Here is a 13,498-nt window from a genome sequence, read left to right on the forward strand (position 1 = left end):
CCCCGGCGGCTACCCGCCGACGTACTCCCGCAGATGCGTGGCGGTCAGCGACGTACCGGAGGCCACGAGGTCGGCGGGCGTCCCGGTGAAGACCACCCGGCCGCCGTCATGGCCCGCCCCCGGGCCCAGGTCGACGATCCAGTCCGCGTGCGCCATCACCGCCTGGTGATGCTCGATGACGACGACCGTGTTGCCGTCGTCCACCAGCCGGTCGAGCAGCGCCAGCAACTGGTCCACATCGGCCAGATGCAGCCCGGTCGTCGGTTCGTCCAGCACGTACGTCGTGCCGTTCCTCGCCATGTGGATGGCGAGCTTGAGCCGCTGCCGCTCACCACCGGACAGGGTGGTGAGCGGCTGGCCGAGCCCGAGATAGCCGAGCCCCACCGCCATCAGCCGGTCCAGGATCACCCGCGACTGCCCGGTGGTGAAGAACTCCCGCGCCTCGGTCACCGACATGCCGAGCACATCGCCGATGCTGCGCCCGCGCAGCCGGTACGCCAGCACCTCCGCCTTGAACCGCCTGCCCTCGCACTCCTCGCACACCGACGCCACCTCGGCCATCATCGCGAGATCGGTGTAGGTCAGGCCGATGCCCTTGCAACGGGGGCACGCCCCCTCGGAGTTGGCGCTGAACAAGCCCGGCTTCACCCCGTTGGCCCGGGCGAACGCCGACCGGATCGGGTCCAGCAGCCCCGTGTACGTGGCAGGGTTGCTGCGGCGTGAGCCACGGATCGCCGACTGGTCGGCGACGATCACCCCGTCCCGTCCGCCGAGCGACCCGTGGATCAGGGAACTCTTGCCGGACCCGGCGACCCCGGTGACGACGGTGAGCACCCCGAGGGGGATGTCCACATCGACGTCCCGCAGATTGTGCAGCCGCGCGCCGGTGATCGACAGGTGCCCGCGGGGCTTGCGCACCTTGTCGCGCGGGCTCACCCGGTGGCCGAGGTAGTCGCCCGTCAGGGTGCCGGAGGCCCGCAGCCCGGCCAGATCGCCCGCGTAGGTGATCAGCCCGCCCGCCGCACCGGCGCCGGGGCCCAGATCCACCACATGGTCGGCGATCCGGATCGTCTCCGGCTTGTGCTCCACCACCAGCACCGTGTTGCCCTTGTCGCGCAGCTGGAGCAGCAGGGTGTTCATCCGCCGGATGTCATGCGGATGCAGTCCGACGGTGGGCTCGTCGAAGACGTACGTCACATCCGACAGACTCGAACCGAGGTGGCGGACCATCCGCACCCGCTGCGCCTCGCCACCGGAGAGCGTGCCGGACTCCCGGTCCAGGCTCAGATATCCGAGACCGATCTCCACCAGCGAGTCCAGTGTGCCGCGCAGGGTTTCCAGGACCGGCCCGACCGCGTCGTCCCGGATGCCGCGGACGAACGCGGCCAGGTCGCTGATCTGCATCGCGGAGCACTCCGGCAGGGTGCGGCCGTCGACCGCGCAGGACCGGGCGGCCTCGTTCAGCCGGGAGCCGTCACAGTCGGGACAGCGGGCGAGAGCGACCGCCCGGTCCGCGAACGCGCGCGCCTGCGGCTGCATCGTCTCCCGGTCCTTGGCCAGGTACAGCCTCCGGACCTTGGTGACCAGCCCCTCGTAGGTCAGGTTGTTCTTCCCCAACTTGATCTTGGTGGCGGGCTTGTGCAGGAAGTCCTCCCACTGCTCGGGGGTGTAGTCCCCGAGCCGGGCATCGGGGTCGAAAAGGCCGGAGTGCGCAAAGAGCTGCCAGTACCACGTGTCCACCCCGAATCCGGGGACGGTGATCGCCCCCTGGTTCAACGACCGCTCCCGGTCGACCAGTTGGCCGATGTCGATCTCCGACACCCGGCCCAGCCCCTCACAGCGCGGGCACATGCCCTCGGCCGTGTTGAAGCTGAAGGCGAGCGGCGGGCCCACATACGGGGTGCCGATCCGGCTGAACAGGATCCGCAGCATGGTGTGGGCGTCGGTGGCGGTGCCCACGGTGGAACGGGAGTTGGCGCCCATCCGCTCCTGGTCGACGACGATCGCGGCGCTGAGATTGCGCAGCGCGTCGACGTCCGGGCGGCCGACCGTCGGCATGAAGTTCTGCACGAACGCCGTATAGGTCTCGTTGATCAGCCGCTGTGACTCCGCGGCGACCGTGTCGAAGACGAGCGAGGACTTCCCGGACCCGGAGACTCCGGTGAAGACGGTGAGCCGCCGCTTGGGTATGTCGAGGGAGACGCCCCGCAGATTGTTCTCCCTGGCCCCGCGGACCTGGATCACATCGTGGCCGTCCGCGGCATGGTGGTGTCGTACATCGTCGCTGTCGCTGACATCCATGCCTTCAAGTGTTTCATTGAAGTGCCGCGTAGAGACTTTTCACCATCCGGCGCCGCTGTGACGGGCAGTGAGGTCGGAAAACCCTCAACTCGCCGTGAAAGAAGCGCGGGTAGGCTCACCCCATGAGCCGCACTGAAACACCGCTGCGTCCCATCGATCTGGCGCGCTCGGCCGGAGTCTCGACCCAGCAGATCCGCAACTACGTCGACGCGGGGGTCCTGCCCCCGGCGCCCCGCACCCCGGCCGGCTACCGCAGGCTCGACACCCGCCACCGCCGGGCGCTGGTCACCTACGACGCGCTCGTCCCGGGGTACGGACAGCAGACGGCCCGGGAGGTCATGCGGGCGGTGCACGCCGGGGACGTACCCCTGGCGCTCAGCCTCGTGGACGCCGCCCACGCGGCCGTGCACGACCAGCGGCTGTCGCTGCGGGCCGCGGGCGAGGCGCTCGAAGCGGTCGCCGGACAGACCCCCGAGGCCCTGGACGTACCGCGGGGGGCCCTGCGCATCGGCGAAGTGGCCGCGTACCTCGGCGTCCGCACCTCCGCGCTCAGGGTGTGGGAGTCGGCCGGGCTGCTGGTCCCGAAGCGGGAGCGCGGCACCCGGTACCGCACGTACCGCCCGGCCGACGTCCGGGATGCCCGGATGATCCATATGCTGCGGCAGGACCGCTACCCGCTGGACCGGATCCGGCCCGTCCTGGAGGGGCTGCGCCGCACCGGCGGCAGCGCCGCCCTGCGCGAGGTCATCGCCGAGCGCCGGGAGGGGCTGACCCGGCGCACCACGGCCATGCTCGAAGGCGCCGGCCGGCTGCACACGTATCTCACCGGAGACCAGGGCGCCGAGGAGCGATGAGTTTGCCGCGCGGCGCCGGTCGGTAAAGGTAAACACTCCCACCAGCAGGAGGCACCGATGGCCAGCGACGGTTTCACCACATGCCTGTGGTTCGACGGCCGGGCCGAAGAGGCGGCGCACCACTACGTCTCGATCTTCAAGGACGGCAAGCTCGGCCGGACCGTCCGCCACACCGAGGCCGGCCCCGGCGCCCCCGGTTCGGTGCTGACCGTGGACTTCGAGATCAACGGCCAGAAGTTCGTCGGGCTCAACGGCGGGCCGGAGTTCACCTTCAACGAGGCCATCTCGTTCCAGATCCACTGCGCCGACCAGGAGGAGGTCGACTACTACTGGGGCCGGCTCCTGGAGGGCGGCGGCCAGGAGGTCGCGTGTGGCTGGGTGAAGGACAAGTTCGGGGTGTCCTGGCAGGTCGTCCCCCAGGTCCTCATGGAGATGATCGCCGACTCCGACCCGGTGAAGGCGAAGCGCGCCATGGAGGCCATGATGTCGATGGTCAAGTTCGACATCGGCGCACTGCGGAAGGCGTACGCGGGGGAGTAGACGGCCACCGGCCGCACCCGCCCCTTCCCGCATTCGGGACAGGGGCGGGTCGGGATCCTCGTGGCTATGGGCGTGCCAGGTCCCCCGGATCGGTGTTGGCCCCGCACAGCAGCACCGCCACCTTCTCGCCCGGCCGGGTCTCGTACGCCCCCGACCGCACCGCCGCCAGCGCCGTCGCCGCGGCGTGCTCCACCGCGATCCGGCGGTCGTCCCACAGGGCCTGCCGCGCCGAGACGATCGCCTGATCGGGCACGAGCACCGACCGCACCCCGTCCTCGCGCGCCCACTCCAGCGCCATCGGCGTTGCGCGCCGCGCCCCCAGCGAGTCCGCCGCGACCGAGTCCACGGGCACGTCGACCACCGCCCCGGCCTCCAGCGCCGCGTTCAGAGCGCGGGAGCCGCGCGGCTCCACGGCCACCACCCGGACGCCGTGCTCCAGCGCGGACGCCGCGACCCCGGTGAACAGCCCGCCGCCCCCGACCGACACCACCACCGTGTCCAGGTCCGGGCGGCACCGCAGCATCTCCTCCATCACGGTGCCCGCACCGGCCGCGATCAGCGGATGGTCGTAGGCGTGCGACTCCAGCGCGCCGGCCTCGGCGGCGTACGCGCGGGAGGCGTCCAGCGCCTCGGCGTACTCCCGGCCGACCTGGCGCACATCCGCCCCGAGCGCCCGCAGCCTGCCGACCTTGACCGCGGGCGCCGTCTCGGGCACGAACACCGTGGCGGTCACGGAGTGCCGGGCCGCCGCCCAGGCGCAGGCCTGCCCGGCGTTGCCGCCGGAGGCGATGACGACACCCGCGTCCGGAACGGTGCCCGCCTCGACGTGGCTGCCGATGAAATTGAACGCCCCGCGCGTCTTGAAGGACCCGGTGTGCTGCAGGAATTCCAGCGCCAGCCAGCCCTCGGCGCCGCCGAAGGCTCCCTCGTCCACCGGGGCGAGCGCGACCGGCCGGACGTGCCCCGCGACGCGCCGCCCCGCGGCCTGTATATCTTGATGAGCAACCACGCGATACACTGTAACAACCACTGTTACACGCTGGTCCGTGGGAAAGAAGCCCGTGATAAGGAAGCGCCCGTGAGGAAGAAGCCGACCACCGCGGCCGGAACACCCGCCCTGGACACCATCGCGGTGGCGGCCCTGTCGGTCATCGACGAGGAGGGCCCCGAGGCCCTGAGCTTCCGGGCGGTGGCACAGCGCCTCGACGTCTCGCACGCCACCGTCTTCCGCCGCTGCGGTGACTTCGACGGACTGCTGAACGCCTGCGCCGACCACCTGGCCACGCTGCTGCCCCAGGTACCGCGGGACACCGACTGGGCCGACGCCACCGAGACCCGCTTCACCGCGCTCTACGAGGTGCTGATCCGGCACCCGGGGCTGGCGGCGCTGCGCGCGGGCCGCTCCTGGTTCGGCCCGCAGCTGCTGAGCCGCCTGGTGGAGCCACAGCTCGCCCAGAGCATCGCCGCCGGGATGACACCGGCGGCGGCCGTCCAGGTCTACCGCCGGCTGTATCTGCTCACCCTCGGCGCCATCGCCTTCGTCGACCACCGCGACGGGAAGCGGGCCCTGGCCACGGCGCGTACGGCGCTCGCCGCGCTGGATCCCGAGGAGTTCCCGGTGCTCACGGGGCAGCTGGACGTGGTGCTGCCCGCCATGACCGACCACCGCGTCTACTACGACGCGCTGCGCCAGCTGATCCGCGCGGCGGCCGCCGAACACCTCGGCTGAGACGTCCTCAGCCGAGCGCCCCCAGCCATGCGATCAGCAGCCGGTTGACCTCTTCCGGGCGCTCCTGCTGCACCCAGTGGCCGCAGCCGTCGAGGAGGTGCGAGGACACCAGGCCCGGGAGGGTGGTGGGGTAGGCGGCGATGGCGTCGGCCAGCCAGCCGAGCGAGGCGTCCCGCTCCCCGGCCAGGAACAGCGAGGGCCGGGTGAGCGGTGCCCCGTCCCACGCGGCGAGATCCTCCCAGTCGCGGTCGGCGTTGCGGTAGCGATTCAGCGCCCCGGTCAGCCCGGTCCGCTCGAACTCCGCCGCGCACGCGTCGAGGTCGGCCTCGGTGAGCCAGGCGGGTCGCGGGCCGTCGGGGAAGCGGTCCCGCATCCGCCCGCCCCGCGGGACGAAGAAGGGGCTGCCGCCGTCGGGGGAGGGTGCCGCGTCGCCCGAGAGCGCGGTGTAGAACCCGGCGAGCCAGCCGCGCACATCGGGCTCGATCTCCGCCTCGGCCCGCCCCGGCTGCTGGAAATAGCCGACGTAGAACTCCTCGTCCCCGCCGATCCGCGCGAAGATCTCGCTGGGCCGTGGACCGCCCCGGGGCGCGTACGGCACGCCCAGCAGCCCCACGGCGGTGAAGACATCGGGCCTGAGCAGCGCGGAGTTCGCGGCGATGGGGGAGCCCCAGTCGTGCCCCACGACCACCGCGGTCTCCTCGCCGAGGGCGCGGACCACGCCGACGTTGTCGGCGACATGGGCGAGCATGCGGTACGCCGCCACGTCACGGGGCTTGGAGGAGCGGCCGTAGCCGCGTACGTCGAGGGCCACCGCGCGATACCCGGCCGCGGCGAGCGCGGGGAGCTGATGGCGCCAGGAGCGCCATGTCTCGGGGAAGCCGTGGATCAGGAGGACCAGGGGGCCCGAGCCCTCCTCCACCACATGGATACGGGCATCCGCAACGTCGACCAGCCGGTGGTGCATGGATCCTCCCTGAGCCGCCGGGGCCCTGCGGCCCCACCACGCCACGATCATGCGGTGGCGGCCGGGGAGAAGCGGAGGGAAATTGCCGGTCCGGCAAAAAGCCCTCCCGGTGGGCCGTGGCGACGGCCCACCGGGAGGGCGCGGGTCACAGCGTCTGCTCCAGGCGACCGGCCATCAGCTTGATGAAGCGCGAGGGGTCGCTCAGCTCCCCGCCCTCGGCGAGCAGGGCCATCCCGTAGAGGAGTTCGGCCGTCTCCGCGAGGCCGGAGTCCATCGGGCGCTCGCCGTGGGCCGCGCGCAACCCGCTGACCAGCGGGTGCGTGGGGTTCAGCTCCAGGATGCGCTTGATCTGGGGCACGTTCTGCCCCATCGCGCGGTAGATGTTCTCCAGGGCCGGAGTGACATCGTGGGTGTCGCCGACGATGCAGGCCGGGGAGGTGGTGAGGCGGGAGGACAGCCGCACCTCCTTGACCTGCTCGCTCAGCGTCGTCGTCATCCAGGCCAGCAGATCGGCGAAGTCCTTCTTCTGCTGCTCGCGCTCGGGCCCGCCCTCGTTCGACTCGTCCTCGCCGTCGAGGTCGACCTGCCCCTTGGCGACCGACCGCAGCTGCTTGCCCTCGAACTCGGGGACGGCGTCGACCCACAGCTCGTCGATGGGGTCGGTGAGCACCAGCACCTCGTACCCCTTGGCCTGGAACGCCTCCATATGGGGCGAATTCTCCACGATCGAGCGGGACTCGCCCGTCATGTAGTAGATGTGCTCCTGCCCGTCCTTCATGCGCTCCACGTAACTCCGCAGCGTGGTCGGCTGCTCCGCGTCATGTGTCGAGCCGAACGAGGAGACCTCCAGGATCGCGTCCCGGTTCTCGAAATCGCCCAGCAGACCTTCCTTGAGGACGCGGCCGAACTCCTTCCAGAACGTCGCGTACCGCTCGGCGTTGTCGGACATCATGTCCTTCACCGTCGACAGCACCTTCTTGACCAGCCGGCGGCGCATCAGCTGAATCTGGCGGTCCTGCTGAAGGGCCTCGCGCGATACATTCAGCGAGAGGTCCGCGGCGTCGACGACGCCCTTGACGAAGCGCAGATATTCCGGCATGAGCGCTTCGCAGTCGTCCATGATGAAGACGCGCTTGACGTAGAGCTGTACACCCCGCTTACGGTCCTGCATATACAGGTCCTGCGGCGCGCGGGAGGGAATGAACAGCAGCGACTGGTATTCGAAGGTGCCCTCCGCCTGCATGCGGATGGTTTCGAGCGGGTTGTTCCAGTCGTGGCTGATGTGCTTGTAGAACTCGTTGTATTCGTCGTCGGTGACCTCGCCCCGGGGGCGGGCCCACAACGCCTTCATCGAGTTGATCGTCTCGAGTTCGGCGGTGCCGCCGTCTTCGGACGCGCCGTCGTCCTCGGACGTGCTGGTGGCGCTTTCCCCGGCCATGCGGATCGGCCAGGTGATGAAGTCCGAGTACCGCTTGACGATTTCCCGGATCTTCCACGGCGAGGCGTAGTCGTAGAGGTGGTCCTCGGTGTCCTCGGGCTTGAGCCGCAGCGTGACCGCGGTGCCCTGGGGCGCGTCCTCGACCGGCTCGATGGTGTACGTGCCCTCGCCGCTGGACACCCAGCGGGTGCCCTGGCTCTCGCCCGCGCGCCGGGACAGCAGCGTCACCTCGTCGGCGACCATGAAGCTGGAGTAGAAGCCCACCCCGAACTGCCCGATGAGGTCCTGCGAGGCCGCCGCGTCCTGCGACTCCTTCAGCTCCTTGAGGAATTTCGCGGTGCCGGAGTTCGCGATCGTGCCGATGAGCTGCACCACGTCATCGTGCGACATGCCGATGCCGTTGTCGCGCACGGTCAGCGTGCGCTGCTCCTTGTCGACCTCCAGCGCGATATGGAGATCGGAGGTGTCCGCCTCCAGATCCCCGTCCCGGAGGGATTCCAGCCGTAGCTTGTCCAGGGCGTCGGAGGCGTTGGAGATGAGCTCCCGCAGAAAGACATCCTTGTTCGAGTAGATCGAATGGATCATCAGCTGCAAGAGCTGGCGCGCCTCGACCTGAAACTCGAATGTCTCTACCCCTGTAGTCACCAGATTCCCCTCATGCGATAAGTGTGCGACGCCTTCAAGTCCGGTGCGTCGCCCGGATCTTATCGAAGAGGGAGGTCACTGCGCGTGGTGGTCCGGTGTCTTCGCGCTGTTGCGCGTGGCCCGACGGCCGGAGCCCCGGGCCGCGCGGTTGTCGTTGTCGTATCCGAAGACCCGCTGGGGTGAGGCGGTACGGACTCCTCGTCACTCGCTCTTCTGGTGCGGGTGGGAGTCCTGGCCGGGACGCAGCCGGCTCCAGTCGAGGGCTTCGGCGGCCTCCCGCTGAATCACCTCGGCCGCTTCCCGGGCCTCGGCGGGAACGTCGCCCTGTTCCGCTATGAGACTGTCGTAGATCGGGGACAGGTCGCCCTTGTTCGCGGTGGTCATGCTGAGGTACTTCCTTCGTGCCGTGGTGCAGGTGTGCCACCCGAGCCTAACCTCCGGTTTCCCTTGTCGCGAGGACGCATATCACCGTCGTCCCGCGGGTCCGGTTGCGTGAATATTGTGTGATGGCCGGGCGGAGGCCGTCACGCGGTGAGCGGGGGCACGGCCCGGGCGGCCGTGCCCCCGCCCACCAGCGTCAAGGGCTCAGTGCGGAGTGTCCGCGGGCTCCAGGACGAAGACGGGGATCTCGCGCGCGGTCTTCTCCTGGTAGTCGGCGTAGTCCGGGAACGCCTCGACCGCGCGCCGCCACCACAGCGCCTTCTCCTCGCCGGTGACCTCGCGGGCGGTCATGTCCCACACCGCCGGCCCGTCGCGCAGCTCGACCCGGGGGTCGGCCAGCACGTTGAAGTACCAGACGGGGTGTTTGGGGGCGCCGCCGAGCGAGGCCACCGCCGCGTACCTGCCCTCGTGCTCCACCCTCATCAGCGGCGTCTTGCGGACCTTCCCGCTCTTCGCCCCGCGCGTGGTCAGCAGGATCACGGGCATGCCCCGCATCGTCGTGCCCTTGGTGCCGCCGGAACTCTCCATCAGCTCGACCTGATCGCGCACCCACTGGGTCGGGCTCGGCTCGTACTCGCCTTGAATCGGCATGTCATCCGTCCCCATCGTCGTCGGCAAAGATGTCCGCACCGCATAACGCCCCGGGCCCACGCGATCATCCCGGGGGACCGGGCGGGAACAGGGCGGACGATCACGAGACGGTGTGCAGCCGGTGGAGGGCGTGGTTGCGGGCCCTCGGCACGGCCGCCGCGGGGAGCGGCTGTGCGCCGAGCCCGGCCAGCCGGTCCAGCAGGATCCCCTCGCGCAGGGCCCAGGGGCAGATGGTGACCCGCCGCACGTCCAGCAGCTCCATGGCGGCCTCGGCCACGATCGCCCCGGCGAGCGACTGATGGGCCCGGGACGCGGAGATGCCCGGCAGCCGGGCGCGCTCGGCGTCGGATCTGGCCGCCAGCCGGGGAATCCACTGCCGCAGATCGGAGCGGGTCAGGGTGGCGCGGCCGGATGCCCCGGCCGCCGGCTTGGGGGCCCCGGCGAGCCGCGCGAGCTGGGTGAAGGTCTTCGACGTGGCGATCGCGGAGGCGGGGGTCGGCTGGTCGCGCAGGTCGACCGTGGCCTCCGTGAGGACGGCACGCACATACTGGCGCAGCCGCGCCACGTCCCGCTTGTGGACCGGCGCCTCGTCGGGCAGGTGGTGGCGGGTGAGTCGGCCGGCCCCGAGCGGCAGCGAGAGCGCCACGGCGGGTTCCGTACGGCTGCCGCAGGCCAGCTCCATCGAGCCGCCGCCGATGTCGAGCAGCAGCATCTGCCCGGCCGACCAGCCGTGCCAGCCGCGCGCGGCCAGGAAGGTCAGACGGGCCTCTTCCACACCGCTGAAGAAGCGCACCCGGATTCCGGTCGCGTTCTCGATCGCGGCGAGAACGGCCGTCCGGTTGGCCGCGTCACGCACCGCGGAAGTCGCCAAGGGCACCAGGTCGTCGACGTGATACGCCGTAGCGACCGCTTCGCTCTCGGTCACGGCGCCGACCAGACGCCCGATGGCGTCCTGGCTGATCACGCCCTGGTGGTCGGTCGCCTCGGCCAGGTGGACCGACTGCTTGAGCGTGGTCACCGGCTCGGGCGGCCCGCCCGGAACCAGGTCGGCGATTTTCAGATGAACGGCACGTGAACCTATGTCGAGCACTGCAAGACGCATGCCTGCTCAGTGCCCGAGTTGCCGGACTTTACGCCGCGAGGCGGCGCTGCTGGGGGGTGGAGGAGGGGGCGGGGGATTCCTTTTCGCCGTTCCGCTCCGCCGTGCCCGGGGACGTGGTGGTGCGACGTCCACTGGAGAACGTCAGATCCGGTACGTCGACCACGGGCGGCAGATCGGGCGTGAGCAAGGTTTGCTCGTTTGTGTCCATGAAGCGATGGGTACCCTCGCGCATCGCGCTCATCCGCGGCGGAGCGGATTCTTCTCTGCGATACCGGTCACATTCGGACTATATCGAGCGGGAAGCGATCGATTTCAGGCAGAAAAGTGTGCCACGCGGCCCCGGGCACAACGGCCGGATCGCGCCGGTGCTGAGCCCGAAGCTGCTAGCGGGGGCCTGATGCCGATATGCGGCTCATCAGTTCATCAGCTCATGGGCTCATCGGCCGGAGACGTCTCCCTGGCGGTGCGGCCGCCGGTGGTCACGACCGTCGAGCCCGCCGGGCGCGGACGGCGGCGGGCGACCCCGACCCCGGCCAGGCACAGGGCGCCGCCCGCGAGCGTCAGCGCGCCCGGCACCTCGTCCAGGACCAGCCAGGACATCAGCACCACCAGGGCCGGTACCACATAGGTGGTGGCGCCCATCCGGCCGGCGGTGGTGCGGGCCAGGGCGAAGGCCCAGGTGGTGAAGGCGAGCGCGGTCGGGAACAGACCCAGATAGACCATGTTCAGCGTCGCGGACAGCGGGGCGCGCGCGGCCTCCGACACCAGCGTCCCGGCGAAGGGCAGACAGGTCACGGTCCCGATCAGACAGCCGAACGTGGTCACCTGGAGCGCCCCGCCATGCCGCAGCGCCGGCTTCTGGGAGACGACACCGCTCGCGTACGACACCGCGGCCACCACGCACAGCAGCACACCGAGGACGGACGCGCCGCCCGAACCGGACATCGAGACCCCCACGACGACCGCGCCACTGAAGGACACCGCCATCCCCCACAGCAGCGGCCGCGGCAGCCCCTCGCCCAGCAGCTTGGCGCTCAGCAGCGCGATGAGGATCGGGCCGATGTTGACGACCATCGCCGCCGTGCCCGCGTCGACCAGCCGCTCACCCCAGTTGAGCGCCACCATGTAGACGCCGAACCACAGGAAACCCGAACAGGCGATCCCCGGCCAGGCGGCGCGGGGCGGCCACCCGACCCGCCGTATCAGGCTGATCGTGCCCAGCGCCACCGATCCGGCGAGCAGTCTCCCGAGCGCCAGGGCACCGGGTGAATAGGCCGAGCCCGCACTGCGGATGGAAACGAAGGCCGAGGCCCACAAGACGACGGTGACGGCTGCCGCCGCCACGGCGGGCCATTCCTTTGGGTAACCGGTGTCCGGCGCTTTGGTCATGACGCCGACACTATGCCGCGCTCTTTTCGGCGCTCAACGAAGTTTCGGCGCCGGACGGGAAGCGGAGGTCACCTGCCGGCCACGGGCTGCCCGAACCGGGCGACATAGCGGCGCTGCCAGGGCGTCTCGACGGCGCGCGCCGCGTAGTGCTCGCGTACGTACCGCACCGCGTCCCCGGGCGGTACACCGTCCAGCACCGCGACACACGCCAGCGCCGTGCCGGTGCGGCCCCGGCCGCCCCCGCAGGCCACCTCGACGCGCTCGCTCGCGGCCCGCTCCCACACCTCGCGCAGTGCGGCGGCGGCCTCCTCGCGGTCCGGCGGGCACCGGAAGTCGGGCCAGCGCAGCCAGCGGGCCTCCCAGTCGACCGGCGGCGGCTGATGGCCCAGCAGATACAGCGCGAAGTCGGGCGCGGGCCCCTCGGGAAGGGGATGGCGCAGCCCCCGGCCACGGATGAGCCGCCCCGAGGGCAGTCGCAGCACGCCTGGCGCGGAAGGGTTCCAAGTGGCGTTCATGGAGCGAGAGTAGCGGCGCGGACGGCGGCGCGGCAGGGGGTACGGGCGCTGTCCCCGACATCCTGATCACTGCTTAGGGTGACCGCATGGACATAGGAGTCAACGTTCCGAACTTCGGCCCGGGCACCCGCCCTGACGTGCTGCGGCAGTGGGCGAAAACCGTGGAGGGGCTGGGGTTCGACCTGCTGATGGTCTCGGACCACGTCGCGGTCACCCCCGATGTGGCGGAGCAGTACCCCGCCCCCTTCTACGAGCCCTTCACCACCCTTTCCTGGCTGGCCGGGATCACCGAGCGGGTGCGGCTGGGCACCACCGTGCTGGTCGTCCCGTACCGGCATCCGCTCCTCATCGCCCGTATGGCCGCCAACCTCAACCAGCTCAGCGGGGGACGCCTGGTCCTCGGCGTCGGCGTGGGATGGGCGAAGCAGGAGTACGAGGCGCTGGGCGTGGAGTTCGGGCAGCGCGGGAAACTGACCGACGAGGCCCTCCAGACCATCCGCACGGCCTGGGAGAACGACGCGGACTACCGCAGCGGGGAGATACCGGTCTGGGTCGGCGGCAACAGCGACGCCGCGCTGCGCCGGGCGGTACGGCACGGCCAGGCGTGGCACCCCATCTGGTTCACGCTCGACTGGCTGCGCGAGGCGCTGGACCGGTTGAAGGGCATCGCGGACGAGCTGGGCCGCCCGGTGCCGGGGCTCGCTCCGCGCGTGGTGCTGAAGCTCACCGACGAGCCGGTCACCGGTCCCGAACGCCCGGCCGGACAGGGCACGATCGACCAGGTCATGGACGACATCGCGGAACTGCGCCGACTGGGCGCCGAGTCGGTGCTGCTCGACCCGTTCAACGGAGACCCGGAGGAGACCTGCCACCCGGAGGCGGCCTGGCAGGCGCTCGCCGCGGTGGCCGCCCGCCGGGGCACGGTGGGTTGATCAGCCGCTGGAGGGCCGGTGAGCGGTGGCCGATGGCCTCGCTCCCGGCCCTCGTGG

14 protein-coding genes are annotated in these 13,498 nt (G+C 70.8%); 4 read left to right on the forward strand and 10 right to left on the reverse strand.

Annotated features, from left to right (window positions below):
• Positions 1–9: 9 nt before the first annotated feature.
• Positions 10–2,301, reverse strand: coding sequence for an excinuclease ABC subunit UvrA (locus ABZ562_RS26695; protein WP_361484306.1), 2,292 nt, complete (start codon positions 2,299–2,301; stop codon positions 10–12).
• A gap of 122 nt (positions 2,302–2,423) precedes the next feature.
• Between ABZ562_RS26695 and ABZ562_RS26700 the strand changes: the two genes are divergently transcribed.
• Both ABZ562_RS26700 and ABZ562_RS26705 read left to right on the forward strand, forming a co-directional pair.
• On the forward strand, positions 2,424–3,155 hold the full coding sequence (locus ABZ562_RS26700) for a MerR family transcriptional regulator (RefSeq protein WP_361484308.1): 732 nt from the start codon (positions 2,424–2,426) through the stop codon (positions 3,153–3,155).
• Between the two features lie 57 nt (positions 3,156–3,212).
• Complete coding sequence (locus ABZ562_RS26705) at positions 3,213–3,695, forward strand: VOC family protein (RefSeq protein ID WP_361484310.1); 483 nt, start codon at positions 3,213–3,215, stop codon at positions 3,693–3,695.
• 64 nt (positions 3,696–3,759) lie between these two features.
• Here ABZ562_RS26705 and ABZ562_RS26710 read toward each other — a convergent pair whose 3' ends face one another.
• On the reverse strand, positions 3,760–4,704 hold the full coding sequence (locus tag ABZ562_RS26710) for a serine/threonine dehydratase (protein WP_361484312.1): 945 nt from the start codon (positions 4,702–4,704) through the stop codon (positions 3,760–3,762).
• A gap of 69 nt (positions 4,705–4,773) precedes the next feature.
• On the opposite strand from ABZ562_RS26710, the gene ABZ562_RS26715 reads away from it, so the two are divergent.
• Positions 4,774–5,424, forward strand: a complete 651-nt coding sequence (locus ABZ562_RS26715; protein WP_361484314.1) for a TetR/AcrR family transcriptional regulator C-terminal domain-containing protein — start codon at positions 4,774–4,776, stop codon at positions 5,422–5,424.
• 7 nt (positions 5,425–5,431) lie between these two features.
• On the opposite strand, the gene ABZ562_RS26720 is transcribed toward ABZ562_RS26715, so the two are convergent.
• From ABZ562_RS26720 to ABZ562_RS26755, 8 genes are all read right to left on the reverse strand, one after another.
• Positions 5,432–6,388, reverse strand: coding sequence for an alpha/beta hydrolase (locus tag ABZ562_RS26720; protein ID WP_361484316.1), 957 nt, complete (start codon positions 6,386–6,388; stop codon positions 5,432–5,434).
• Between the two features lie 145 nt (positions 6,389–6,533).
• Positions 6,534–8,471: a molecular chaperone HtpG gene (gene htpG / locus ABZ562_RS26725; RefSeq protein ID WP_361484318.1), complete on the reverse strand. Its 1,938-nt coding sequence runs from the start codon at positions 8,469–8,471 to the stop codon at positions 6,534–6,536.
• A gap of 201 nt (positions 8,472–8,672) precedes the next feature.
• Positions 8,673–8,855, reverse strand: coding sequence for a hypothetical protein (locus ABZ562_RS26730; RefSeq protein ID WP_361484320.1), 183 nt, complete (start codon positions 8,853–8,855; stop codon positions 8,673–8,675).
• Positions 8,856–9,056: 201 nt separating this feature from the next.
• A complete protein-coding gene (locus ABZ562_RS26735) occupies positions 9,057–9,503 on the reverse strand; it encodes a nitroreductase family deazaflavin-dependent oxidoreductase (RefSeq protein ID WP_361484322.1) in 447 nt (148 codons plus the stop codon).
• A gap of 100 nt (positions 9,504–9,603) precedes the next feature.
• Positions 9,604–10,605, reverse strand: coding sequence for a Ppx/GppA phosphatase family protein (locus ABZ562_RS26740; RefSeq protein WP_361484324.1), 1,002 nt, complete (start codon positions 10,603–10,605; stop codon positions 9,604–9,606).
• A 28-nt stretch (positions 10,606–10,633) separates the two neighbouring features.
• Positions 10,634–10,813, reverse strand: a complete 180-nt coding sequence (locus ABZ562_RS26745; RefSeq protein WP_361484326.1) for a hypothetical protein — start codon at positions 10,811–10,813, stop codon at positions 10,634–10,636.
• A 215-nt stretch (positions 10,814–11,028) separates the two neighbouring features.
• On the reverse strand, positions 11,029–11,994 hold the full coding sequence (locus ABZ562_RS26750; RefSeq protein ID WP_361484328.1) for a DMT family transporter: 966 nt from the start codon (positions 11,992–11,994) through the stop codon (positions 11,029–11,031).
• 68 nt (positions 11,995–12,062) lie between these two features.
• Positions 12,063–12,509, reverse strand: coding sequence for a protein-tyrosine phosphatase family protein (locus tag ABZ562_RS26755; RefSeq protein ID WP_361484330.1), 447 nt, complete (start codon positions 12,507–12,509; stop codon positions 12,063–12,065).
• Between the two features lie 86 nt (positions 12,510–12,595).
• Between ABZ562_RS26755 and ABZ562_RS26760 the strand changes: the two genes are divergently transcribed.
• Positions 12,596–13,441, forward strand: coding sequence for an LLM class flavin-dependent oxidoreductase (locus ABZ562_RS26760; RefSeq protein WP_361484332.1), 846 nt, complete (start codon positions 12,596–12,598; stop codon positions 13,439–13,441).
• Positions 13,442–13,498 lie beyond the last annotated feature (57 nt).

Source organism: Streptomyces sp. NPDC019937 (assembly GCF_040631655.1).
Classification (GTDB): Bacteria; Actinomycetota; Actinomycetes; order Streptomycetales; family Streptomycetaceae; genus Streptomyces.

Excerpts from the sequence above, each read along its gene's own strand:
- ABZ562_RS26750 (WP_361484328.1), bottom strand. The coding sequence starts at position 11,994 with ATGACCAAAGCGCCGGACACCGGTTACCCAAAGGAATGGCCCGCCGTG.
- ABZ562_RS26740 (WP_361484324.1), bottom strand. The coding sequence starts at position 10,605 with ATGCGTCTTGCAGTGCTCGACATAGGTTCACGTGCCGTTCATCTGAAA.
- ABZ562_RS26735 (WP_361484322.1), bottom strand. The coding sequence starts at position 9,503 with ATGCCGATTCAAGGCGAGTACGAGCCGAGCCCGACCCAGTGGGTGCGC.
- ABZ562_RS26730 (WP_361484320.1), bottom strand. The coding sequence starts at position 8,855 with ATGACCACCGCGAACAAGGGCGACCTGTCCCCGATCTACGACAGTCTC.
- ABZ562_RS26695 (WP_361484306.1), bottom strand. The coding sequence starts at position 2,301 with ATGGATGTCAGCGACAGCGACGATGTACGACACCACCATGCCGCGGAC.
- ABZ562_RS26745 (WP_361484326.1), bottom strand. The coding sequence starts at position 10,813 with ATGGACACAAACGAGCAAACCTTGCTCACGCCCGATCTGCCGCCCGTG.
- ABZ562_RS26755 (WP_361484330.1), bottom strand. The coding sequence starts at position 12,509 with ATGAACGCCACTTGGAACCCTTCCGCGCCAGGCGTGCTGCGACTGCCC.
- ABZ562_RS26720 (WP_361484316.1), bottom strand. The coding sequence starts at position 6,388 with ATGCACCACCGGCTGGTCGACGTTGCGGATGCCCGTATCCATGTGGTG.
- ABZ562_RS26700 (WP_361484308.1), top strand. The coding sequence starts at position 2,424 with ATGAGCCGCACTGAAACACCGCTGCGTCCCATCGATCTGGCGCGCTCG.
- ABZ562_RS26760 (WP_361484332.1), top strand. The coding sequence starts at position 12,596 with ATGGACATAGGAGTCAACGTTCCGAACTTCGGCCCGGGCACCCGCCCT.
- ABZ562_RS26705 (WP_361484310.1), top strand. The coding sequence starts at position 3,213 with ATGGCCAGCGACGGTTTCACCACATGCCTGTGGTTCGACGGCCGGGCC.